Origin of the sequence: Kribbella jiaozuonensis, from assembly GCF_005233875.1 — a bacterium.
GTDB lineage: Bacteria > Actinomycetota > Actinomycetes > Propionibacteriales > Kribbellaceae > Kribbella > Kribbella jiaozuonensis.
Genome location: NZ_SZPZ01000007.1, coordinates 332208 through 355631, shown reverse-complemented (window position 1 = coordinate 355631; position 23424 = coordinate 332208). Strand labels below are relative to the sequence as shown.

The window sequence follows — 23424 nt, the reverse complement described above, 5'->3', positions numbered from 1 at the left end:
TCGGGTACGTCGGATTGATGCTGGCATCGATTCGTGCATCTTGGGAAGGAGAGCTGTGATGGATATGGCGACCGCATTACGCGACCTCGGCGTGACCGACGACGTACTCACCCAAGCCGAGAAGGACAAGCTGGACCGCGACGGATTCCTCCCGCTGGAGGGGATCCTGACGCTGGAGGAGGTGTCCGCGCTCAACAAACGGCTGGCGGAGCTCACCGCGGCGGAGGGCGATCGGGCCGGTCTCGAAGTACATCAGGAGAAGGGCACGGACCGGCTCGCCGACCTGGTCAACAAGGACGCGAAGTTCGAGGTCTGCTTCAGCCATCCCCGCGTGCTGGCCGCGATGCAGCACGTGCTGGGCGAGTTCAAACTCTCGTCCCTGAACAGCCGCGCCGCTCTACCCGGCGAGGGGCATCAAGGGCTGCATGCGGACTCCGGGCACCCTGTCCAGCCCGGTGAGTACGAGGTCTGCAACTCGATCTGGCTCCTCGACGACTTCACCCCCGAGAACGGCGCCACCCGAGTAGTCCCCGGTTCCCACCGCCGCGGCACCCTGCCCGGCGACGAGATGCCCAACCCCGGCGACCCCCACCCCGACCAGATCCAACTGACCGGCAAAGCCGGCACCGTAGTCATCTTCAACAGCCACCTCTGGCACGGCGGCACCCAAAACCAAACCCAATCCCCCCGCCGAGCCCTCCACTCCTACTTCGCCCTCCGCCACCTCCCCCAGCAGCTGGACCAGCAGTCCTACATCCGCGTAGAAACCTACAAACGCCTAACCCCAGCCCAACACTTCATCCTCGACGTCACCAACTGAGTTCTGTCTATACGATTTGCCTTGAAACTGTCTAGCTTCCTAGACCAAAATGCATGGTTAGTGAGCAGCCGACACGGAAGGTCGTGAAGGCGTTCAAGGATGCTGGTTGGCGGCAGATCAGGACGGAAGGGTCGCACAGCTTGTACGAGTGCTCCTGTGGTCAGCACACGTTCGCCTTGCCGGACGGCCATCGGATGATCTCACCGGGCGTCGTACGGAAGGTCGGTAAGGCGCTCGCTGAATGTGAGGGGACAGGCCAGTGAAGACATACGAGGTGACGGTTGAGCGTGACGGCCGATGGTGGATGGTGGCGGTGCCGGAGCTTGACGGTCTGACGCAGGCGCGTCGGTTGGACGAGGTCGAGCAGATGGCTCGTGAGTACATCGCCGTTACGACCGACGTTCCGCTCTCCCGGGTTGCCGTCGAGGTATCCGGCATCGCTGCCGATGGTCAGGATCTGCTCGAAGCGAAGACTCTCGTGGACGGACTGCGTCGCCGGGCCAAGGACCTCGAAGCCATGATCGCCGAGCTCACCCGCGAGGTTGCGTCGTCCTTGACGGACGCGAGTGTTCCGGTCAGAGACGTGAGCAACGTACTCGGAATCTCGCACCAACGCGTCTCGCAGCTGGTACAGGCAGCCGCGCAGAGCGACGGCGACTCAACGAAAGTGATCCGTCAGTCTCGACAGGAGTTCGCCCACGACCTCGTCATCCAACTCGCCGACGGCCGAGCCGTGCGACTCGTCGAGGTGAGCGGGCCGAAGAAGAACCGGCAGTCCAAGGAACCTGTGCAGCAGGGGAGCGGGCCATCGGTTCGAAAGGCGCCACACCCCCGCCCTGCCAAGCGCCCGGCCAGCCGTTCGGCTTCGCAAAAGCAGAGCGTGTGACGCGGGAGGCGGAGCGCGTTGACCCGTCCGGCGCTCCGCCTCGTCTGCCGTTTGCCGGCGGACTCGTAAACCATGTCTCGACGGGGCACGTGATCTGGCACGACACGTGCACGCACGCGAGGTCGCAGGTCGCGACAGGACGCCGCGCTCGCCTCAGGTATCCACGTCAGGTGCCCGCCACGGTGCGAGGATGTGCCACCGCACCTGATCAGGTATTCGCAGCCCGCGGCGTCACGCTGCGGTCGGACGCGCGGTAGCGCGCACGGGTCCGGGCGGCAGCCCGCAACTCCGGCGGCAGCCGGAAGGTCCCGGCGATAGCCGGAAGGTCCCGGCGGTAGCCGGAAGGGATGGTCCGGGCGATGAGCCCGGGGGTGGGTGGGTGCGGCGCGTAGCACGGCGAGGAACGAGCCGCGCGTAGCACCGCGATGGGCTGGCTTGTTCTAGGAGGCGTCGGCTTTGCGGACCCAGACCTCGCGGATTATCAGGAGGATGGCGGCGGCGGAGGGGATGGCCAGGAGGGCGCCTACTACGCCTAGGAGGGCGCCGCCGAGGAGGGCGGCGATGACTGTTACGGCGCCGGGGATGTCTACGGCGCGGCGCATGATGCGGGGGGCGACGATGTAGTTCTCGACCTGCTGGTAGATGATGCCGTAGATCAGGCAGGCGATGCCGGTCCAGAGGCCGGTGGTGAAGCCGATCAGGGCTACCACGACGACGCCGATCAGGCCGCCGACCATCGGGATGAAGTCGCAGAACATCACCACGATCGCCAGTGCGACGGCGTAGTCACGCAGGCCGGCGATCTCCAGGAAGATGAACATGCAGACGCCGGCGCACAGCGCGACCAGGAACTGGCCGCTGACGTACCCGCCGACGCGGCCGAGGACCTCGTCGCCGAGGATCGAGACGCGGGTACGGCGGGTGCGCGGGACCAGGCTGTACGCCGCTCGCTTGACCGACGGCAGCGACGCGAGGAAGTACAGCGTCAGCACCAGGATCGTGAACGTGTTGAACAGCGCGTTCGCGACCACCTTGCCGACGCCGAGGATGCCGCCGAACGCGCGCTGCGCCAGCGCCGGGTCCTGGATGTAGTCCTGGGCCTTCTGGATGAAGTGGTACTTGTCGTCCAGCTGGTTGAGCGTCTTCGACTTCTGCAGCAGGTCGAGGTAGCCCGGCGCGTTCTTGATCAGGCTGTCGATCTGATCCGTGACGACCGGGACGATCGCGAACCCGACGCCGGCGACCGCGAGGATCATCAGCAGGAACACCACGGCGACGGACACGCCACGCTTCAGGCCGCGGCGCATGAACCACTCGACCAGCGGGTTCAGTCCGACGGCGATGAACATCGAGACCAGCAGCAGGATGAGCACCGAACGGGCCTGGCCGGCTGCGTTCCACAGACCCCAGGCGACGAGTACGCCGAGCGCCGCGAAGAACCCGAACGTGAACGGGTTGCCGCGCCGCAGCGGCGGACCGGGAACGCCCATCCCGACGGACGGGTGGCGTTCCTCGATCAGCATCTCGTCGACGAAGTCCCCGTCGGCGTCCGCGTCCTTGGCCGCTGCCGCAGCCTTCTCAGCGGCAGCATCCGCGGCGCCTTCCGCCTCTTCAGCAGATTCATCAGCCTTGTCGGCAGAGTCGTCGGCTTTGTCAGCGGACTCATCGGCCTTGTCCGCGGACGAGTCGGCGGCCTGTGCCGCGCCGGCGGCTTGTCCAGCAGCAGCTTCCGCCTCTTCGGCCGAGTCGTCGGCCTTGTCGGCGGCTGCTTCGGCCTGGGCGGCGGCGGTCTCCGCAGCGCGAGTGGCTTCCGCGAGGTCCGGGTCGGTCGCTGTGGAGGTGTCGTCGCCGGCTGGCGTCACATCTTGTCCTTCGGGGATCGTGCGCTCGAGGTAGCCGCATCGGTCTTGTCGTCCGCGGACGACTTGCCCCCGGAGGACTTCGCCGAGGCGGCCGACCGCGTCTGGACCCGAGTCTCCTCGTCGGCGAGGTCATCGAGCCGGAACTCGTCCACCTTCGTCGAATCCTTCGGCTCGTCGTCCTCGTCCGAGTCTGCGGCGTCGTCGGCGTCAGCACCCGCGGAGCCGTTCAGTGCAACGGGGGAGTCGGCCGGGCCGCCGGCGGTCTTGCTCGTCTTGTCGGCCAGGTCGGACGCGTCCTTCGGGTCCACCCGCAGGGCGGTGTCGATCCGGGTCTCGTCGACGCGCGCGTCGCCGGCACCGATCCCGACGAACGGGCTGGCTCCGGTGAACGGTCCGTCCCCATCGTCGTACGCCGAATCGCCTGCGGCGCCCGAAGACGCGTACCCGCTCGCAGCCGGCGTCGCGCCCGGGAACGGGTTGTCGTCGCTGGTCGAACCAGGCGCCGCCGAGCCGGCCGCCCCGGCCCCGAACGAGCTGTCGTCCGAGTCGGCCGCGTCCGAGTCGAGCGAGCTCGCGCCGGCCGAACCGGCGTCGAATGAGCTGCTCGGCGAGGACGCCCTACTGGCGCTGAACGCGTCGTCGGTCGACGAAGTCGCGTCCGAGTCCAGCGAGCTCCCGCTTGAGCCTGCTGCGCCGGCTGAACCGGCGTCGAACGAGCTGGCCGGCGAGGACGCCGTACCGGCCCCGAACGGGCTGTCGTCGGAGTCAGATGCGTCCGAGTCGAGGGTGCTGCCGCTCGAGCCCGCCGTTCCGGCGCCGAACGCGCTGGCCGACGAGGACGCAGGTCCGGCGCTGAACGGGTTGTCGTCCGAGTCCGTCGCATCCGAGTCGAGCGAGTTGCCGCTTGAGCCTGCCGCCCCGGTGCCGAACGTGCTCGGCGAGGACGTCGCCCCGCCACCGAATCCGTTATCGGTCGACGGCGTGGTGCCGGAGTTGAACGGGCTGTCGCCTGCCGCACCCGGGGTGAACGAGGCGTCCGACGGGTCGGTGGTGGCGAACGGGCTGCCGATTCCGGAGCCGGGGGTGGAGCTGAAGGGGCTGCCGGATTGGGCGTCAGCGGTGCCGGCTCCACCAGTGGTGGGGCCGGTGTTCGGTCGGGCGAAAGGGTTGACGTACGCCGGTGCCGCGGTCTCGGAGTCGAGCTCGGCTGCCTGCCGCGCGATGTTGCTGGCGATCTCGTTCAGCCCGGCGATCTGGGTGAGGATGCCGTCGCGGCGCTTGGCCAGCCGCTCGGTCTCGCGGGCGACGACCGTCCGGGACCGCTCCGCCTCGTCGGCCGCGTTCGCCAGCTCGGCCTCGGCGCGGGTCCGCGCGGTGGTGAGCAGCTGCTCGGCCTCCCGGCGGGCGCGGGACAGCGTGCGCTCGGCCGACTCCTCGGCCTCGGAACGGATCTTGCGGGCCTGCTCGGTCGCCTCGGCCACCCGGCGCTCGGACGCCTCGGCGGCGTCCTTCATCTGAGTGGTCAGGCTGTCGGTGTCGGCCGCGATCTGCTGGTGCTTGTCCGCGAGCTCCTTGGCCTGCTGCTCGCGCTCGTCCGCCAGCCGCGCCCGCAGCGCCGCCGACTCCCGCTGGATCGCGGTCCGGATCTTCTCCGCCTCGTGCAGTGCGCCGTTCTTCAGCGTGCTCGCCTGCGACTCGGCCGTCAGCTGCAGCTGCTCGGACTTCCGCCGCGCCGCGGCCAGCACCTCGGCCGCCTCGGTCTCCGCCGTACGCCGGACCTCCGCCGCGTCACCCTCAGCGGTACGCCGCATGCTGTCGGCCTCGTTGAGCGCGACGGTCCGGATGTCCTCGGCCTCGCGGTCACCGGTCGCCCGCGCCGCGGATGCCTCCTTGGCCGCGTTCGCCCGCAGCTCCTCGGCCTCGCGCTTGGCCTCCTCGAGCGCCTCGGACGCCTGGTCCTGCGCGAGCCGGAGGATCTGCGCGGCCCGGTCGCCGAGTCCGGCGTACGACGGGTTGGCGCTGGCCTCGAGCTGGCGTCGCGTCTCCTCGAGCTGGTGCTGCATCGGCGCGACACTGTGCTGGAGCTCGTCGGCGCGGTTGCGCGCCTGGACGAGTTGCATCTCCAGCGCGCGGACATAGTCGTCCACCGCCTGTTTGTCGTACCCACGACGGCTGACCGGGAAGCCCCCGGCCGCGGTCGCCGTGCGGTCGAAGAACGGCAGGCTCGACTCGTCAGGCATCTCCCGAGATTCCCTTCTGGCGGCTCAGCGTGAATCCCCCACCATAAGCCTGTCAGAACCCACCCGAAACCAGCCAATCGAGTGCTGGGGACAACTACCTGTTGCGGAAGCGATTAATGGCGTCCAGATGCTCCGAGCGCAGGGCCGGGTCGGAGACGCCGAGGCCCTCCTCGGGGGCGAGGGTGAGGACGCCGACCTTGCCCTGGTGCAGGTTGCGATGCACGTCGTACGCCGCCTGCGCGGTGTCCTCGAGCGCATAGACCTTGCTGACCGTCGGGTGCACCATCCCGCGGGCGATCAGCCGGTTCGCCTCCCAGGCCTCGCGGTAATTGGCGAAATGCGAGCCGATGATTCGCTTCAAGTTCATCCACAGGTACCGGTTGTCGTACTCGTGCATGAATCCCGACGTCGACGCACACGTCACGATCGTCCCGCCGCGGCGAGCGACGTACACCGACGCCCCGAACGTCTCCCGGCCCGGATGCTCGAACACGATGTCCGGGTCGTCCCCGCCGGTCAGTTCCCGGATCCGCGCCCCGAACCGCTTCCACTCCTTCTGGTCCTGCGTCACCGGGTCCGACCAGAACTTGTACCCCTCCGCCGACCGATCGATGATCAACGAGGCACCCATCGCGCGGCAGATCTCCGCCTTCTCCGGCGAAGAGACCACGCAGACCGGGATCGCCCCGCCGTTCAACGCAAACTGCGTCGCATAAGATCCCAGCCCGCCGGAAGCGCCCCAGATCAGTACGACGTCGCCCTGCTTCATGTTGGCGCCGTTCGCCGACACCAACTGCCGGTACGCCGTGCTGTTCACCAAGCCCGGCGACGCCGCCTCCTCCCACGTCAGGTGGGCCGGCTTCGGCATCAGCTGGTTCGACTTCACCAGCGCGAGCTCGGCGAGACCGCCGAAGTTCGTCTCGAATCCCCAGATCCGCTGCTCGGAATCGAGCATCGTGTCGTTGTGCCCGTCCGGCGATTCCAGCTCGACCGACAGACAGTGCGCGACCACCTCATCGCCAGGCTTCCAGGCGTTCACGCCCGGCCCGGTTCGCAGTACGACGCCGGCCAGGTCGGAACCGACCACGTGGTACGGCAGGTCGTGGCGGGCCGTCAGCGGCGACAACTTCCCGTACCGCTTCAAGAACGAGAACGTCGACACCGGCTCGAAGATCGACGTCCACACGGTGTTGTAGTTGATCGCGCTCGCCATCACCGCGACCAGCGCCTCGCCCGGCCCGAGCTCCGGCGTCGGTACGTCGTCCAGATGCAGACTCTTCCGCGGATCCTTCTCCTTGCTCTCCAGACCCTCGAACATGCCCGCCTCGTCGGCGTGCACGGTGATGCCGCGGTAGTGCTCCGGTACGTCGAGCTCGCCGACGGCGGCGGTGTCACCGGACAAGATCGCTTCGAGGATCTGCTTCACGAAAGTAACCTCCTGCAGCGGCGGCCTGGTGAGCGGAACTTACCGCTGAGTATGCACGCCTGGCTGTGCCCTGTAACACAGCGAGCGACGGTTGAGACGACCGTCACTTTTGCAGTCCACCGTTGTCAGTGGTCTTACCGGAGTCTGGTGTAGAGCCGCACCTGGGTGAAGTCGTCGCCGGACCGTAACTGGACCAGGTCGCACAGCTGGTTCGCCAGCCAGACACCCCGCCCGCCGAGCCCGTCCAGCGGCGGCAGCACGCGCCCGACCATCAGGTCTTCGATCCGGCCGCGGTCGGTCACGTCGCAGATCAGCGCACCGTCCGCGATCCACACGGCGAGCGCCCCGCGACCCCCACCGAACCGGATGCTGTTCGTGCAGATCTCGTGCAACGCCAGCGCCAGGTCCTCGAGCCGGTCCCGCGACACCCCGTGCGAGGACGCCTGCCCGCCAACCCACTGCCGCACCTGCCCGAGCTCGTCCGGACCGAACTCCCACCGCTCGGCACGATCCGGTACGTCGCTCAGCGCCGTCCGGAACGCCTTGTCCGCAAGGGCTTCTGTGCCGGAATGGCCCGAATGGGTCGCGGTCGGGTCGATGCCCACGGACGCGTCGTACCCGCAGCACAGCCGGAACGAACGGTCCGCGGCGAAAGCGATCTCGCTCAACGCCTCGTGCAGCAGGACCTCGTCGTACTCCGGGGCGCTCCGGCCCGGGTACGCGGCCTCGCTGAGACCGCGCACCCGTCGGCCGGGCTCCTTCTCGAGGATCGCCCGCCAGAACGGGATCAGCCGCGCAGGGTTGCCCCCGGCAACAGTCATGTCGACGAACGTCACCTCGGACGACTGCGGTTCCAGGGCGTCACGCAGTACCGCGATCCGCTCCGGTGGTAGCGCGGCCACGACCTTTTCCCCCGCCGCCAGCCCTTCGCGAACGAACGCGACCGCGCGCAGCACGAACTCCTCGTCTGTTCCATGGACGAAGGCATCATGCTTGAACCCGGCCGGCGCACCGTGCAAGGAGTCGGTGGCGCTGTCCTTCAGCACCTGAACAGAGTAGTCCGCCCGGAGCAACCGAGCAGGCTAATTGCGCGTGCCGTCACACCCTGTCGGCGACCCGTAACACTGGGCCCCGGGCCGGTGCTAGCAGGCGGCGATCTTCTTGTAGCCGATCCAGAACTCGCCCCTGGTGTTCACGTTGGCGTTCGTCCCCAGATGGAGATAGGTGTGCGCGCCGACGATCTGCTTCAGTTGGCCCTGGGAGACGCTGCCGATGGTGACGAACGGCGCCCCCACCGGACCACCGTGGAAGGTCGCCGACGTGTCACCGCCGGGCGCGACCGCGGTCCCGCTCGCCCAGCACGCCGCACCCGTCGAGATCACCCGCAGCACCAGGTCCCCGTTGGTCTGCATCCGCACCAGATAGTTCCCGTTGCAGATCGCCTTACCGGCCCCGAGCGTCCCCGAGAACGCCGTACCGACACACCCTCCCACCGCTGCCGCTGCCTGATCGGAGTCGTTCAGCTTTCAAAGCACTGTCATGCCGGTTCGACGAGCTCGACCAGGACGCCGCCGGCGGACTTCGGGTGGATGAAGTTGACCCGTGATCCGGACGTCCCGCGCCGCGGTTCGTCGTACAGGAGTCGGGCGCCTCGCTCCCGCAGTACTTCGGAGACCGCGTCGAGATCGCTGACCCGGTAGGCGAGCTGCTGGATGCCCGGGCCGCGCTGGTCGAGGAACTTGGCGATCGGCGACGCGTCGGACAGCGGCGCCAGCAACTGGATCGACGAACCCGAGTCGCCGACCGAGAGCATCGCCTCGCGGACGCCCTGCTCCTCGTTGATCTCCTCGTGGGTCACCGTCATGCCGAACACGTCCGCGTAGTACCGGACGGCCTCGTCGAAATCGGCGACCGCGATACCGACATGGTCGATCGCGTCGAACAGCTGATCCATCCAGCCAGGGTGGCGTAAACCCGGTTCGGCAGGCCATCGAAAGTGGCCCAGCCGACACGATCCGTGTGACCCGTCTGACGCGTCCGGGCAGCGGCGTACCAGTGCCGTCGCAGGTATCGTGACGATATGTCTGACACGCGGAACACCACCGTTCTCGTCGCCGGCGCGCGGACCCCGATCGGGCGGCTGCTGGGCGGACTCAAGGGCTTCACCGGCGCCGAGCTCGGCGGCTTCGCGATCAAGGGCGCGCTGGACAAGGCCGGCGTCGCGCCGGACCAGGTCGAGTACGTGATCATGGGCCAGGTGCTGCAGGCCGGTGGCGGTCAGATCACCGCCCGCCAGGCCGCGGTCAAGGGCGGTATCCCGATGGACGTTCCGGCCATCACGATCAACAAGGTCTGCCTGTCCGGGCTGAACGCGATCGCGCTCGCCGACCAGCTGATCCGCGCCGGCGAGTACGAGGTCGTCGTCGCCGGCGGCATGGAGTCGATGACGAACGCACCGCACCTGCTGCCGAAGTCCCGCGAGGGCTTCAAGTACGGCGATGTGCCGCTGGTCGACTCGATGGCGTACGACGGGTTGTGGGACGCGTTCACCGATCAGGCCATGGGCGCGCTGACCGACCAGAAGAACAACGCCGACGAGAAGCTGAGCCGCGAGGAGCAGGACGAGTTCAGCGCTCGTTCGCACCAACGCGCCGCGGAGGCGTGGAAGAACGGCGTGTTCGCCGACGAGGTCATCCCGGTCGAGGTGCCGCAACGCAAGGGCGACCCGATCGTGGTGGACAGCGACGAAGGTGTCCGCGGCGACACGTCGGTCGAGGTGCTGGCCAAGCTGCGGCCCGCGTTCGGCAAGGACGGCACGATCACGGCCGGTTCGGCCTCGCAGATCTCCGACGGCGGCTGCGCTGTCGTCGTGATGAGCAAGGCGAAGGCCGAGGAGCTCGGGCTGAGCTGGATCGCCGAGATCGGCGCGCACGGCTCGGTCGCCGGGCCGGACTCGACGCTGCAAAGCCAGCCGGCCAACGCGATCGCCAAGGCCTGCAAGAAGGAAGGCATCGAGCCCGCGGACCTCGACCTGATCGAGATCAACGAGGCGTTCGCGGCGGTCGGGATCGCGTCCGCGCGCGAGCTGAACGTCGGCGACGACAAGGTCAACGTGAACGGCGGCGCGATCGCGCTCGGCCACCCGATCGGAATGTCCGGCGCCCGCCTGGTGCTGCATCTCGCGCTGGAGCTCGGTCGGCGCGGCGGTGGCGTCGGCGCCGCGGCCCTGTGCGGTGGCGGCGGTCAGGGCGACGCGCTGATCGTCCGGGTACCGAAGAGCTGATGCTGGTCCCGCACTCGCCCGCTGGCTCGGAGCCGTGCCGCTCGCTCGTCGAGGGGCACGGGGTCTGATGCCGCGGCGGACGCCACCGGTCGGTGAGTTGGTCGAGCGTGCCCGCGAGGGGGACTCGCGGGCGGTTGCTCGGCTGATCTCGCTGGTCGAGGACGAGTCCCCGCTGCTGCGCGAGGTGATGGCCGCGCTGGCGCCGCATGCCGGCCACGCCCACATCGTCGGCATCACGGGCTCGCCCGGCGTCGGTAAGTCCACGTCGACGTCGGCGCTGGTTTCGGCGTACCGCGAGACCGGCAAGCGCGTCGGCGTACTCGCGGTGGACCCGTCGTCGCCGTTCTCCGGCGGTGCGCTGCTGGGGGACCGGGTGCGGATGCAGGACCACGCGACCGATCGTGGCGTGTTCATCCGGTCGATGGCTTCTCGTGGGCATCTCGGTGGGCTCTCGTGGTCGACGCCGCAGGCGCTCCGGGTGCTGGATGCGGCCGGGTTCGACGTTGTGCTGGTTGAAACGGTCGGAGTAGGACAGTCCGAGGTCGAGATCGCCGGTATGGCGGACACGACGCTGGTCCTGCTGGCGCCGGGGATGGGCGACGGGATCCAGGCGGCCAAGGCCGGGATCCTCGAGGTCGGCGACATCTACGTGGTGAACAAGGCGGACCGCGACGGCGTCCAGTCGGTCACCCGGGATCTCCGGGCGATGCTGGCGCTGGCCGAGCGGTCCGAGGGCGCCTGGACGCCGCCGATCCTGAAGACGGTTGCCTCCCGCAATGAAGGCGTCGACGAGGTGGTGCAGGCGATCGAGGACCGGCTGGTCTGGATGCGCGGGAACGGCGTACTCACCGAGCGCCGGCAGTCCCGGGCCCGGGACGAGATCGAGGCGATCGCGACGACGGCGTTGCGGGCCCGGTTCGCGCATCTGCACGGGGACGCGCGGCTCGACGTACTGGCGGCCAAGGTCGCGGACGGCGGCACCGACCCGTATTCTGCGGCGGACGAGTTGATTGCGGCTTTGTGACCTCGGTCGCACTGTTGGAACACTCGACCACGCAGTGTCACATTGTGTCTTTGCTTTCCGTTCATCGGATGTTGTGCCGAATTCGGGCAAATGCCGCAGGATTTACGCTCCGCCAGCCGATACGCGTCTCGGGGCGGCGCGCCGGTGGCTGCCGTGCCCCCGAATCCGTTACAGAATGGACCTTGTAGCTGGTGAGCATTGTGCGGTGGGCTGTGTTCAGTCAGTGACAATTGGTGACGGTCCGTGATACAAATTCCAACACAGTCGACCGAGTGGTTAGGAACAAGGAGTGGCGACATGCCGAAGAAGCTGTTGATCTGGTCGCTCATCGCCTTTGCCGGCTTCTATCTGTTCACTCAGCCGGCGAACGCCGCCAACGCGGTGGGAGGCGCGTTCTCGGCCGTCGGTGACGCGTTCGGGAGCGTCATCACCTTCCTGACCGCGCTGTTCAGCTGATCTGCCGTCTGAGTGTCCCGTTGCGAGCGATCGTGCGGGACACTTGGCTGTACGGGGTCACACAACAGCGCGCCAGGGGAGTGAGTGGATGGCCGGCATAGGCGTGTTCCGGATCTTCGACCCGAAGGTCCGGCGCCACCTGATCTCGGACGAGGGCGAGGTCGTCATCGACGAGGTGCGGCAGCACTGGGTGGTGTATTCGGTGCCGATGCTCGAGGTTGCGCTGGCGGCCGCGCTGCTGCTGACGATGGCCGCCACCGCGATCGGCGGGCAGCCGGTGCTGCTGGCGATCGTGCTGGTGTTGCTGACCCATGCCTTCTGGCAGTTCCTCACCCACCATCGGGACCGCTTCGTGGTCACCAACATGCGGGTGATGCGGATCCGCGGCGTCTTCTCCCAGACCGTCGCGACCACCCCGATCGCCCGGGTCCTCGACATCACGCTGCAGAAGCCGATCATCGGCCGGATGCTGGGCTACGGCCACTTCGTCTTCGAGTCGGCCGCGCAGGACCAGGGTTTCCGCGAGATCAAATGGGTCAGCCGGCCCGATGACCGCGACCTGACCATCCAGCGAGTCATCCAGCGCACCGGTCTGCGCGCGTCGGCGAGCGTCGACGTACTGCAGGGCGACGAGGACTCCGACGACGACGGCACCGGTCCGATCGGGATGGACTCGGCGCAGGAGGTCACCGCCACCGCGCCGGTGATCACGACCACCGCACCGCAGGCCCGCCCCTCGTCGTCCCCGTCCGCCACCAAGTCGATCTTCAACAGCGAACGCGGCAACTGGACCGACGAGGATTAACCAGCCGGACGCGCGGCTAGTTGTTGGAAGTGGGCTCGGCGGCGTTCGCGGTGGGCGCGTTCGGGGTGAGTTGCCGGGGCGGTGGCTAGTGCTTCGTCCAGTTCTTGGACGGCTTCGGCGTAGCGGTGGTGGCGGGCGAGGAGTTCGGCGCGGATTGCGTGCCGGCGTGAGCTGGGTGGGATGGCGTCCAGGAGGTTGAGGGCGGCGTCGACCTCGCCGGTTTCGGCGATCGCGACCACGCGGGCCAGCTCGGCTGCCGGGCTGGGGGAGATCTCGACGAGCAGGTCGTACAGGCGGACGATCTCGCGCCAGTCGGTCGCCGTATAGCTCGGGACTCGCGCATGCTCGGCCGCGATTGCGGCCTGCAGCTGATACGCGTCGGCCTGACGATCCGAGCGCTCCAGCGACTCGTTCAGGAGCCCGACACCGCGCGTGATCAGGCTCTGGTCCCACCGGGAGCGGTCCTGGAGGTCCAGCGTCACCACCTCGCCGGACTCGTCGACACGAGCCGGCCGCCGGGCTTCCGTCAGGAGCAGGAGCGCCAACACCGCAGTCGGCGTGGGTTGGCCGGGCAGCAGCGTGTACAGGAGCTCGGCCAGGCGGATCCCCTCCGCGCAGACGTCGACGTCGTACGCCGCCTCGCCCTCGGACGGAGCATGGCCCGCGGTGTAGAGGCTGTGGATGACCGCACAGACCGCCGGCAGCCGTTCGGGCAGCTCGGCCTCAGGCGGGACCCGGTACGGGATGCGAGCAGCGGCAATCTTCTGGCGGGCACGGACCAGCCGCTTGGTGGTCGCGACCTCGGTGGTGAGCAGTACGTCCGCGATCTGCGCGGACGAGAGCCCACAGAGCGTGCGCAGGGCCAGAGCGACTCGGGTCGGCGGTGAGAGCGACGGGTGGCAGCAGGTGAAGATGAGCCGCAGGAGGTCGTCGTGGACGACCTCGTCCGAGTCTGGTTCACCCCGGGACAGCTCGATCAGGTCGGCGCCGGCCCGTTCCTTGCCGGCGCGGGCGCCTTCGCGGCGGATGATGTCGATCGCCTTACGCCGAGCGGTCACGGTCAGCCAGGCCCGCGGCTCGGGCGGTACGCCGGTCACCTCCCACGCGCCGAGCGCCGCCAGGGCTGCCTCCTGGACGGCGTCCTCGGCGAGCTGCACGTCTCCGACGGTCCGGATCAGGGTGGCGAGGATCCGCGTCCCCTCGATCCGGATCGTGTCGGCAACTACGTCGTACCGCTGGTTCATTTGGCGATGATGACCGGCCGCACCTCGACCGCTCCGCCCCACGCTGCCGGGATCTCGGCCGCGATCTTGACCGCCGCCTCGAGGTCGTCGGCCTCGATCAGGTAGTAGCCGGTCAGCGCTTCCTTGGTCTCGGCGTACGGGCCGTCGGTGGTGATCACCGGTCCGCCACGTGCGCCCTCGACCCGGACGACGGTCGCCGTCGCGGTCGGATGCAGCACGGCGCTCGCCTTGACCTGCTCGGCGTACTCGACGCCGAACTTCCGGTACTCGGCCAGCTCCTCGGCCTGCTCGGGCGCCCACCAATCGACGTCCGCGGTGTAGGTCAGTGCAAGGTACTGCGCCATCTGAGTCCTCCTTCTCGCTGAGACCACTGTGGTCTCTCGTCAAAGGAACGAACAGCAGGACCCGCAGAGGACATCGCTACTGCGTGGCTTCCGAGATCCTGCCGCGGAACGCACGAACGACGTTCGGGTCGCCGACGGTCTGGATCGCGTCCTCGCCGACCCGCCCCCACAGCCACAGGTAGATCGGCGCCGGATCACCGAAGATCTCCGCCGCCGCCTCGCCCTCGGAGCCCTGCTGTACGTCGATGCTCGTCGCGTCGGCGTTGATCGTCCAGGACCGGCCGGCCGCGGTGATCCGGAGCGTGGCATCGATCGGGTACTCGGTGTCGCCCTCCTCCCACCACGGGCCGGCGAGATTCGGGTACAGCACCTCGTCGATGCCGTCGAGCGCCAGGTCGGTGTCGATCGGCGTGACGACGTCGTGAGCCTGCTCGACATCGATGCGGTGGATGAGACTCTCGTGCGCCATCCGTCGGTACCAGAAGGTGGAGGTCGTGTCGCGCGGGTTGAACGTCCACGTCTCCGTATCGGTCCCGGCCGCCTCCAGCGCGCTGATGAGCGCCGCCCGCGCCTCGTCGTACCAGGCGAGGGTCTCGTTGGCGCTGAAGTCCGGCGGCCACGGGTCGGGGCGGGCGCCGAGTTTCAGCACCTCGACCTTGTGCACATAGACCATCGCCACATGGCGAACCACATCGTCCACGGTCCACCCCGGACAGCTGGGCACGGCCGCGTCGAGCCCCATCCGCGCCACCTCACCCAGCCGCGCACTCTCGGCCCGCACATGCTCGAGAAATCTCATGCCCGCACCCTCCCAGACCCCGCGGACAGTTTCATACACTCCGCGCCTTGAGTGCCTCCTCCCAATCCGAAGTCTCCGAGTGGCTGATCTCGACGACCCTTTGGGTCAGCAACTTCCCGGCATCGTCGGCGGTCGCGTACTGCCCGGCGCGCTGGACGTACAGCCACGCCTCGTTCCGCAGGTCTTCCGCGGTACGGCGATAGGTCGGATAGGAGTCCTTGAACCCGAACAGCGTCCGGATCCCTTCGGCCAGCGCGATCACGCCACCGAGCGCGGGCGCCAGCCACTTCGGTATGTCGAACGCGACCGAGATCGCGATCAGCAGGGCGGCGACGAGTTGCACGGTCCCGAGGCCGCGGTAGGCGATGCGGGCCCAGTTGGCCTGCCGGTTGTACCACTGGAACCGGAGACTGATCAGCTGTTCGGCGGGGGTCTCGGTCCCGAGGGCGGGGAAGTCCGAATCTCTGAGTTTCGACATGGTCTGCCTAGTGTCGGGCTAATCTTCGGCCCATGGCGAGGAAGAGGGCGTTGCCGTTCGATCCGATCGACGAGGCGTCGCGGCAGTGGGGGCGGCGGTGGGGCGCGGTCGAGCAGATGCGCGCCGTCACGTCGCTGATGCGCGCGCAGCAGATCGTGATCAACGAGCTGGACGACATCCTCCGCAAGCACGGGCTGACGTTCGCGCGGTTCGAGGCGCTGGTGCTGCTCACGTTCTCGCGGCGAGGCTCGCTGCCGCTGGGCAAGATGGGCGAGCGCCTGCAGGTGCACCCAACGTCGGTGACCTCGATCGTCCGCCGGCTGGAGGCGGCCGGCCTGGTGACGCGTACGCCGCACCCCGACGACGGCCGCGCGATCCTGTGCGAGATCACCCCCGAGGGCCGTGACCTGGTCGAACGCGCCACCGCGGACCTGGTCGCCGCCGACTTCGCCGTCTCCGGCCTCACCGACGAGCAACTCAAGATGCTCTGGACCGTGCTGGAACCCCTCCGCCACAACGCCGGCGACTTCTGATCGGGCCTCCTCAGGCGCTCCGCGGTTGGAAATAGTTGGACGTCCTAGTATTTTGGGACCAGTTCCCGAGGAGGTCTGACTGATGGATGCCGATTCGATTGCGGCCGGCCGGAGCCGGTGGCAGCAGCGGTACGACGCGGCGCGCAAGCGGGAGGCGGACTTCACCACGCTCTCCGGCACCGAGGTCGAGCCTGTCTACGGGCCGCCCGAGGGGGTCGAGGACCCGCGGATGGAGCGGATCGGCTGGCCGGGGGAGTTCCCGTTCACCCGCGGGCTGTACCCGACCGGGTACCGCGGCCGGACCTGGACGATCCGTCAGTTCGCCGGCTTCGGCAACGCCGAGCAGACCAACGAGCGGTACCGGATGATCCTGAACGGCGGTGGCGGCGGCCTGTCGGTCGCGTTCGACATGCCGACGCTGATGGGCCGCGACTCCGACGACCCGAAGTCGCTCGGCGAGGTCGGGCACTGCGGCGTCGCGATCGACTCGGCCGCCGACATGGACCGGCTGTTCAAGGACATCCCGCTGCAGGACGTCACGACGTCGATGACGATCTCCGGCCCCGCCGTACCGGCGTTCTGCATGTACCTCGTCTCGGCCGAGCGGCAGGGCGCGGACATCACCAAGCTCAACGGGACGCTGCAGACCGACATCTTCAAGGAGTACATCGCGCAGAAGGAGTGGCTGTTCCCGCCGGAGCCGCATCTGCGCCTGATCGGCGACCTGATGGAGTACTGCGCGACCACGATCCCGGCGTACAAGCCGCTCAGCGTCTCGGGGTACCACATCCGTGAGGCCGGCTCGACGGCTGCGCAGGAGCTCGCGTACACGCTCGCCGACGGCTTCGGGTACGTCGAGCTCGGGCTGTCCCGCGGGCTCGACGTCGACGTGTTCGCGCCTGGCCTGTCGTTCTTCTTCGACAGCCACCTGGACTTCTTCGAGGAGATCGCGAAGTTCCGTGCGGCCCGCCGGATCTGGGCCCGCTGGCTGCGCGATGTGTACGGCGCGAAGACGGAGAAGGCCCAGTCGCTGCGGTTCCACACCCAGACGGCCGGCGTGTCCCTGACCGCGCAGCAGCCGGTGAACAACGTCGTACGGACGGCCGTCGAGGCGCTGGCCGCGGTGCTCGGCGGGACGAACTCGCTGCACACCAACGCGCTCGACGAGACGCTCGCGCTGCCGACCGCGGAGTCCGCGGAGATCGCGCTGCGGACGCAGTCGGTGCTGATGGAAGAGGTCGGGGTCACGAACGTCGCCGACCCGCTCGGCGGATCCTGGTACGTCGAGGCGCTCACCGATGCCATCGAGGCCGAGGCTGAGCAGATTTTCGCCCGGATCAAGGAGATGAGCCCGGACGAGACGATGACCGGCGGCATCCTGCGCGGGATCGAGGACGGCTGGTTCATGGCCGAGATCGCCGACGCCGCGTTCGAGTACCAGCAGAAGCTCGAGAAGGGCGAGAAGAAGATCGTCGGCGTCAACACGCTGACCGACACCGTGTCCGGCAACCTGGAGATCCTCCGCGTCTCGCACGAGGTCGAGATCGAGCAGTGCCGGGTGCTCGCGGAACGCAAGGCAGGGCGTGACGAGGACCTGGTACGGCGTACGCTAACGGCTCTGGTGGAGGCGGCCAGCGGCACTGGCAACCTGATCGAACCCATGCTGGAGGCAGTGCGTGCGGAGGCCACGATGGGGGAAATCTGTCACGTTCTTCGGGAACAGTGGGGCGAGTACCGAGAGCCCGCCCGATTCTGAGGAGCCGTCACCGCCCGACCTGACTGCCGCGGCGACCAGCGCGATCGGGCCGCCGGACGGACGCCGCGTGGTGGTCTGCGGCTCGGATCGCACGATGCTGCGGGTCACCACCGAGCTGGTGAGTTCGGGCGAGCGGGTCACCGCGATCGTCAACCCGGACTCGCGTCACTACGACCGGATCAAAGAGCTGGGCGCGAACGCGATGGGCGCCCGCGTGATCAGCGAATCGCTGCTGCGGCGCGCCGGGGTCGACGCTGCCGATGACGGGGCGCCGTCGACGGCGCGCGCCCTGGTGCTGCTGGACAACGACGACGTTCACAACGTGCACACGGCGTTGACCGCGCGGGACATGGATCCGGAGCTGCGGATCGTCGTACAGATGGTCAACCCGCGGCTGGGTAAGCACATGAACCGGCTGCTCGGCGACTGCGTGGTGATCAACGGGCCGTCGCTGGCTGCGCCGGCATTCGTGTCGGATGCCTTGGAGGACGACGAGCTGACCTGGCTGGATCTTGGCGGGCGTCGGCTGGTGGCGGGGCAGGCCGATCTGATTCGGGAGCCGCATCTGACTGTGCTGGCGGATACGAGTTCGTCTGCGACGCCGACGTTGTTGCCGTTGTCGAGTTCGGATCCGGATGGCGACATCGTGCTGGGCACCGGCGTACGGACGGTTTGGCGGAGTCGCGATGTCCGCCCGGCGGGCTGGTTCATGGCGCTGCGGGACATTCTCGACAGCCGGGTGCGGAAGATCGCGGCGGTGATGGCGTTCCTGATCGTGGCCGGGACGGGGGTCATCCACTTCTTCGGCGGGATCGAGTGGTGGCGGGCGCTGTACCTCGCGGCCGGGGTGGTGACGTCGGCGGGGATCGACGACGACAAGTTCAACGACGCGCAGCCGTGGGTGAAGGTGAGCGCGGTTCTGGTGCAGCTGACCGGGATCGTGTTGATGGCGCTGCTGACGGCGGTGGTGGTCGACTCGCTGATCGGGGCCCGGTTGTCTCGGCTGATCGGTGGGGTGCGGGGGCGGCCGCGGAATCATGTGGTGGTGTGTGGGCTCGGCACGGTCGGGTCGCGAGTGCTGGAGATTCTTACTGAGCGTGGGGTTGCGGTGGTGGGGGTGGATCAGGATGACGAGGCTCCTGGGATCCAGACTGCGCATCGGTTGAAGATTCCGGTGGTGGTCGGGGACAGCAGCAATGAGGAGACGCTGCGGTCGGCCGGGGTGCAGCGGTGTCAGTCGGTGCTGGCGATCACCGACGGGGACATCACGAATTTGGAGTGCGCGATCATGGCGCGGGATCTGAACCCGGATGCGTGGATCACGATGCGGATGTTCGACCACGACCTGGCGCAGCGGGTTGAGCGGCGGCTTGGTCTCGGTCATAGCCGGTCGGTGTCGATGCTGGTCGCGCCGGCTGTGGCTGCCGCGGTGGCTAACCGGCGGAGTCAGGTCACTGTGCCTGCTGGTCGGCGGGTGCTGTTGCTGACCGAGGTGACTGTCGAGCCCGGGTCGATCGCCGTTGGGAAACGGATGGGGGAGTTGGACGAGGCCGGCGGACTGCGGGTGCTGGCGAGGCAGGACCTGGGCGAACCCTGGGACTGGAGTCCGACGTCGGGCGCCGAGCGTCAGAATGGCCGCGATGCGCGTCAGAACGGTCGGGTGCCGGCGGGCGAGCGGGAGTCGCGGGCGGGTGGGCGCGGGCCGGGAGCTGAGCGGGAGTCGCGGGCGGGAGGGCGTGGGCCCGCGGGTGAGCGGGAGTCGCGGGCGGCAGGGCGTGGGCCGGCAGGCGAGCGGGAGTCGCGGTCTGCGGGGCGGGCGCCGGTGGCCGAGCGGGTGCCGGCGGTTGAGCGGGAGCTTCGGGCGGGGGATCGGATGGCGGTTGCCGGGACCCGGAGTGGGCTGGCTCGGCTGTTGATGGCGACCCGGGGGCAGCAGAGTTCGGCATCGTCGTAGAGGATGGACCTGTGAACGTACGTAGTGCGCACGGAATGCGAGGACAGTGGTGAGCCAGTCCAACTTCTCCCGTCCCGGGGCGATCGACCTGTCGGGCCTGCGCAAGCCGGCCGGTGCGGCTCCTGGTGCGCCGGGCGCGCCCGGTGGTCAGGGCGGTGGCGGCGCCGCGGGGTCGTACGTGCTGAACGTGAGCGAGCCGACCTTCCAGAGCGATGTCATCGAGCGGTCCCTGCAGGTACCGGTCGTGGTCGAGTTCTGGTCGCAGCGCTCGCAGGGATCGGTCGCGCTGGGCCCGGTGCTCGCGCGGCTGTCCACGGAGTACGCCGGTAAGTTCCTGCTCGCGCGGATCGACATCGACGCGAACCCGCAGCTGGCCCAGGCGGTCGGTGTACAGACGGTTCCGCTGGTGATCGCCGTACTGCGAGGGCAGGTCGTGCCGCTGTTCCAGGGCGCCCTCGGCGAGCCGGAGGCGCGGCAGTACCTCGACCAGCTGCTGACTGTGGCGGTGGCGAACGGGATCACCGGCCGCGCCGAGCCCGTCGGTCCGGCTGATCCCGACGCCGACTCGGCCGAGGAGCCGCCGCCGAACCCGCGGTACGAGAAGGCCGAGAACGCTGTCGCTGCGGGCGACCTGGACGGCGCGATCGCGGCGTACGAGGAGCTGCTCAAGGAGACGCCGGCCGACGCCGAGGCGAAGTCCGGGCTGGCCCGGGTACAGCTGGTGAAGCGGACGCAGGACGTGCCGGCCGACGTACGGACGCGTGCGGCGGACAACCCGGCCGATGTCGAGGCGCAGATGCTGGTCGCGGATGTCGACCTGATGGGCGGGCATGTCGATGACGCCTTCGCGCGGCTGATCAGCACGGTCCAGGCGACCTCGGGCGACGAGCGGAACACCGTCCGGCTGCATCTGCTCGAGCTGTTCGAGGTCGTTGGGGCGGACGACGACCGGGTGATCAAGGCCCGCCGTCGGCTGATGTCGGCCCTGTTCTAGCCCTTCAGTATCGGATCTGTTGTCAGGGTTTCTGACACCCGGGCGAGGAGGGCGCGGAGGATCTCCGCCTCCTCCTCGCTGAAGGCTGCGGCGAGCCGGCGTTCGACGCCGGTGGCCCGTTTGTCTGCCTGATCGAGAGCCTTGCGCCCGGCGTGCGTCGGGCGGGTCTCGATCACGTGCTTGTGTAGCGGGTGCGGCGTGCGTTCGATCAGGCCGCCGGCCTCCAGGTTGCGCAGGATCGTCGTCATCGTCTGCGGGGTGACGGCGCAGCGGCGGGCCAGCTCGGCCGCCGAGATGCCCGGCTGCTCGTCCAGCACGAACAGAGCGGCGTACTGCGGAACCGTGAGTCCGGCCGGCTTCACCGCCGCTGACTTCGCGGCCTGCAGCTCCTGCTCGACCCGCTTGAGGTGACTGCCGAGCCGTTCGTCGAAGGACATCCGCATGCGGACCATCCTACGAACGGCGGTGGTGGTATATGCATTGACGATCATCAGAGCTCTGATTAGTCTCTGTGCTCGTATTCATCTCGAGGAGGGGTTCTTGATGAAGTTTCGTGTGCTGGCCGTGGCGCTCCTTGCGCTGGCCGCAGGGTCGGCGTCGCCGGCCGCAGTACCCGTCCAGGCCGCTGCTTCGCACGGGATTCCCGTGCAGGTCGACGGCCGGACGGCTGACAGGTATCCGGAGGGGATCGCCTGGGATCCGACCCGGCAGGCGTTCCTGATCGGGTCGCTGGCCACCGGGCGGATCTCGGTGGTCGGCCGGGACGGCGTACCGCATCCGTTCGGTGTCGCGCCGGGCGTGTCGACGTTCGGACTGCATGTCGATGCCGTGCGCAACCGTGTGCTCGTCACGTACGCCGACATCGGGAACGGTGAGCGGTCGTCGGATGCGACGCTCTACAAGCAGTCCGGGGTCGCGATCTACAACCTGCGGACCGGCCGGCTCGAGCGGAGGGTCGATCTGAACACCCCGCGGCTGAACCCGGCCGGCGGTCGCCACGGTGTGAACGATCTGGCGATCGATGCCGTGGGCAACGCCTATGTCACCGATCCGTCGGGTGACGCGATCTATCGGATCACGCCTGCTGGTACGGCCTCGGTTCTCGTCCGCGATGCGCGGCTGCAGAGCGACACGATCGGGCCTAACGGCATCGTGTGGCACCCGGGCGGCTACCTGCTGGTGGTCCGGTACGACGTGGGCACGCTGTTCCGGATCTCGCTGCGGGGTGAACTCAGTACGACTGGTCTGACCAGTGCACTGGTCGGGGGAGACGGCCTAGCGCTCCAGCGGGATGGGCGGCTGATCGCGATCACCAACAAGCTCGGTGCGGCCGGCGTCGAGCAGGCGACGGTGCTGAGCAGCCGGGACAACTACCGGACCGCGCAGGTGCGGTCGGTCGAGCCGTGGCCGGTCTCCGGTCCGACGACGGCTGCGATCACGCCGTACGGGACGTACGTACTGAGTGGGCGGATCGATGTGCTGATCGCGGGCGGCTGGTCTGACCAGTTCACTATCCGGCGGATGGGGGTGAGCTGAGCTGGCCGGAATCGGACAGTGTGAATTCTTGTAATTGGTACTGAAGTGCTCTGAGAATTCTTCACATGAGTGCTGTCGCGTCGCCGCCGCCGAGTCTCGAGGCGCGGATCCACGGCTTGCTGCCGGCGTTGAGCCCGGCGCAGGCCCGGATCGCCGCCGAGGTACTGCGGGATCCGGCGGCGGTCGCGGGCTCGACGATCGGCCAGTTGGCGGCGCGCTGCGGTACGTCGCTGCCGAGTGTCACGCGCTTCTGCCTCGCGCTCGGGCTGTCGGGGTATGCCGAGTTGCGTCTCGCGTTGGCGGCGGAGACTGGTCGGACCAGTCTCAGCTGGGAGCGCGGGACCGGATCCGAGGTCGGACCAGACGACTCGCTCGACGACGTACTCCGGACGTTGCTTCGCGCCGACACGCGGGCGCTCGAGGACACTGTCGCGTCGCTCGACGTGGGCGCGCTCGGGCGTGCGGTGCGGGCGATCTCTGACGCGCGGCGGATCGACCTGTACGCCGTGGCGGGGTCGGCGGCTGTCGCTGAGGACCTGCGGTTGCGGTTGCATCGGATCGGGCGGGGCGCGAGTACGTGGAGCGACGTACACACCGCGCTCGCCAGCTCTGCGTTGCTCGGGTCGGGTGATGTCGCGATCGGGATCTCGCACAGTGGCGAGACGATCGAGGTGCTGGAACCGGTGGTGCGGGCCGGGCGGCAGGGCGCGACGACTGTTGCCATCACCAACTATCCGCGCTCGCCGTTGGCGCGGGCGGCGGACATCGTGCTGGTCACCGCGGCGCGCGACGTCACATTCCGGACCGGGGGACTGGCCGGCCGGCACGCCCAGCTGATCGTGCTGGATGCGCTCTATCTCGGCGTCGCGCAACGCGACTATCCGTTGGCCGAGCAGGCCTTCGACGCCACTGCCGAGGCGGTCGCCGATCACCGCCAACGGTCCTGAAACGTCTTCTGCCGCAAGCTCCGTTCGTCCGCCTTCC

General features: G+C 68.6%; 24 protein-coding genes. 13 read left to right on the top strand and 11 right to left on the bottom strand.

What is annotated here, in order from left to right; genetic code table 11:
* Positions 1–58: 58 nt before the first annotated feature.
* The 3 genes from FDA38_RS40180 to FDA38_RS42825 are packed head-to-tail and all read left to right on the top strand — an operon-like array spanning position 59 to position 1706.
* Positions 59–820, top strand: coding sequence for a phytanoyl-CoA dioxygenase family protein (locus FDA38_RS40180; protein ID WP_137259435.1), 762 nt, complete (start codon positions 59–61; stop codon positions 818–820).
* A gap of 53 nt (positions 821–873) precedes the next feature.
* The gene (locus tag FDA38_RS43740; protein WP_137259434.1) at positions 874–1083 is read left to right on the top strand and encodes a type II toxin-antitoxin system HicA family toxin; all 210 of its coding nucleotides are present in this window, start codon (positions 874–876) and stop codon (positions 1081–1083) included.
* Positions 1080–1706 carry a type II toxin-antitoxin system HicB family antitoxin gene (locus tag FDA38_RS42825; protein ID WP_202878050.1) on the top strand — a complete coding sequence of 209 codons (627 nt, stop codon included), beginning with the start codon at positions 1080–1082 and terminating at the stop codon, positions 1704–1706. The genes FDA38_RS43740 and FDA38_RS42825 overlap by 4 nt, the downstream gene beginning before the upstream one ends.
* A 440-nt stretch (positions 1707–2146) precedes the next feature.
* On the opposite strand, the gene FDA38_RS40165 is transcribed toward FDA38_RS42825, so the two are convergent.
* The 6 genes from FDA38_RS40165 to mce all read right to left on the bottom strand — a co-directional run bounded on the left by FDA38_RS40165 (position 2147) and on the right by mce (position 9188).
* The gene (locus FDA38_RS40165; protein WP_137259433.1) at positions 2147–3568 is read right to left on the bottom strand and encodes an AI-2E family transporter; all 1422 of its coding nucleotides are present in this window, start codon (positions 3566–3568) and stop codon (positions 2147–2149) included.
* Positions 3565–5808 (bottom strand): coiled-coil domain-containing protein, encoded by a 2244-nt coding sequence (locus FDA38_RS43325; RefSeq protein ID WP_233715208.1) that lies wholly within the window; start codon positions 5806–5808, stop codon positions 3565–3567. Before FDA38_RS43325 ends, FDA38_RS40165 begins: the two co-directional genes overlap by 4 nt.
* Positions 5809–5902: 94 nt before the next feature.
* The gene (ccrA, locus tag FDA38_RS40155) at positions 5903–7234 is read right to left on the bottom strand and encodes a crotonyl-CoA carboxylase/reductase (RefSeq protein ID WP_170990025.1); all 1332 of its coding nucleotides are present in this window, start codon (positions 7232–7234) and stop codon (positions 5903–5905) included.
* Positions 7235–7368: 134 nt separating this feature from the next.
* Entirely contained in the window at positions 7369–8280 is a 912-nt protein-coding gene (locus FDA38_RS40150) for a sensor histidine kinase (protein WP_233715207.1), read from the bottom strand.
* Between the two features lie 96 nt (positions 8281–8376).
* A complete protein-coding gene (locus tag FDA38_RS40145; RefSeq protein ID WP_137259430.1) occupies positions 8377–8727 on the bottom strand; it encodes a hypothetical protein in 351 nt (116 codons plus the stop codon).
* Between the two features lie 44 nt (positions 8728–8771).
* Positions 8772–9188 carry a methylmalonyl-CoA epimerase gene (gene mce / locus FDA38_RS40140; protein WP_137259429.1) on the bottom strand — a complete coding sequence of 139 codons (417 nt, stop codon included), beginning with the start codon at positions 9186–9188 and terminating at the stop codon, positions 8772–8774.
* 126 nt (positions 9189–9314) lie between these two features.
* On the opposite strand from mce, the gene FDA38_RS40135 reads away from it, so the two are divergent.
* From FDA38_RS40135 to FDA38_RS40125, 4 genes are all read left to right on the top strand, one after another.
* Positions 9315–10517: an acetyl-CoA C-acetyltransferase gene (locus FDA38_RS40135; RefSeq protein WP_137259428.1), complete on the top strand. Its 1203-nt coding sequence runs from the start codon at positions 9315–9317 to the stop codon at positions 10515–10517.
* 67 nt (positions 10518–10584) lie between these two features.
* Positions 10585–11541 carry a methylmalonyl Co-A mutase-associated GTPase MeaB gene (gene meaB / locus FDA38_RS40130; protein WP_137259427.1) on the top strand — a complete coding sequence of 319 codons (957 nt, stop codon included), beginning with the start codon at positions 10585–10587 and terminating at the stop codon, positions 11539–11541.
* A gap of 297 nt (positions 11542–11838) precedes the next feature.
* Positions 11839–11997 carry a hypothetical protein gene (locus tag FDA38_RS42535; protein ID WP_166678426.1) on the top strand — a complete coding sequence of 53 codons (159 nt, stop codon included), beginning with the start codon at positions 11839–11841 and terminating at the stop codon, positions 11995–11997.
* Between the two features lie 88 nt (positions 11998–12085).
* Entirely contained in the window at positions 12086–12802 is a 717-nt protein-coding gene (locus FDA38_RS40125) for a PH domain-containing protein (RefSeq protein ID WP_137259426.1), read from the top strand.
* Here FDA38_RS40125 and FDA38_RS40120 read toward each other — a convergent pair.
* From FDA38_RS40120 to FDA38_RS40105, 4 genes are all read right to left on the bottom strand, one after another.
* Positions 12799–14046: an RNA polymerase sigma factor gene (locus FDA38_RS40120; protein ID WP_137259425.1), complete on the bottom strand. Its 1248-nt coding sequence runs from the start codon at positions 14044–14046 to the stop codon at positions 12799–12801. The two genes, FDA38_RS40125 and FDA38_RS40120, sit on opposite strands and share 4 nt — an antisense overlap.
* Positions 14043–14390 (bottom strand): YciI family protein, encoded by a 348-nt coding sequence (locus FDA38_RS40115; protein WP_137259424.1) that lies wholly within the window; start codon positions 14388–14390, stop codon positions 14043–14045. Before FDA38_RS40115 ends, FDA38_RS40120 begins: the two co-directional genes overlap by 4 nt.
* Positions 14391–14466: 76 nt before the next feature.
* Positions 14467–15189, bottom strand: a complete 723-nt coding sequence (locus tag FDA38_RS40110; protein WP_137259423.1) for a maleylpyruvate isomerase family mycothiol-dependent enzyme — start codon at positions 15187–15189, stop codon at positions 14467–14469.
* A gap of 31 nt (positions 15190–15220) precedes the next feature.
* A complete protein-coding gene (locus tag FDA38_RS40105) occupies positions 15221–15667 on the bottom strand; it encodes a DUF4231 domain-containing protein (protein ID WP_137259422.1) in 447 nt (148 codons plus the stop codon).
* Positions 15668–15699: 32 nt separating this feature from the next.
* Between FDA38_RS40105 and FDA38_RS40100 the strand changes: the two genes are divergently transcribed.
* The 4 genes from FDA38_RS40100 to FDA38_RS40085 all read left to right on the top strand — a co-directional run bounded on the left by FDA38_RS40100 (position 15700) and on the right by FDA38_RS40085 (position 20904).
* Positions 15700–16200 carry a MarR family winged helix-turn-helix transcriptional regulator gene (locus FDA38_RS40100; RefSeq protein ID WP_137259421.1) on the top strand — a complete coding sequence of 167 codons (501 nt, stop codon included), beginning with the start codon at positions 15700–15702 and terminating at the stop codon, positions 16198–16200.
* Between the two features lie 82 nt (positions 16201–16282).
* A complete protein-coding gene (locus FDA38_RS40095; RefSeq protein WP_137259420.1) occupies positions 16283–17956 on the top strand; it encodes an acyl-CoA mutase large subunit family protein in 1674 nt (557 codons plus the stop codon).
* The gene (locus FDA38_RS40090; protein ID WP_233715206.1) at positions 17877–19910 is read left to right on the top strand and encodes an NAD-binding protein; all 2034 of its coding nucleotides are present in this window, start codon (positions 17877–17879) and stop codon (positions 19908–19910) included. The genes FDA38_RS40095 and FDA38_RS40090 overlap by 80 nt, the downstream gene beginning before the upstream one ends.
* A gap of 49 nt (positions 19911–19959) precedes the next feature.
* Positions 19960–20904, top strand: coding sequence for a tetratricopeptide repeat protein (locus FDA38_RS40085; RefSeq protein WP_137259419.1), 945 nt, complete (start codon positions 19960–19962; stop codon positions 20902–20904).
* Here FDA38_RS40085 and FDA38_RS40080 read toward each other — a convergent pair.
* Entirely contained in the window at positions 20901–21347 is a 447-nt protein-coding gene (locus FDA38_RS40080) for a MarR family winged helix-turn-helix transcriptional regulator (protein ID WP_202878049.1), read from the bottom strand. The two genes, FDA38_RS40085 and FDA38_RS40080, sit on opposite strands and share 4 nt — an antisense overlap.
* Before the next feature lie 100 nt (positions 21348–21447).
* On the opposite strand from FDA38_RS40080, the gene FDA38_RS40075 reads away from it, so the two are divergent.
* Together FDA38_RS40075 and FDA38_RS40070 are read left to right on the top strand one after the other, a co-directional pair.
* Positions 21448–22440, top strand: a complete 993-nt coding sequence (locus FDA38_RS40075; RefSeq protein WP_137259418.1) for a hypothetical protein — start codon at positions 21448–21450, stop codon at positions 22438–22440.
* Between the two features lie 65 nt (positions 22441–22505).
* Positions 22506–23387 (top strand): MurR/RpiR family transcriptional regulator, encoded by an 882-nt coding sequence (locus FDA38_RS40070; protein ID WP_137259417.1) that lies wholly within the window; start codon positions 22506–22508, stop codon positions 23385–23387.
* Positions 23388–23424 lie beyond the last annotated feature (37 nt).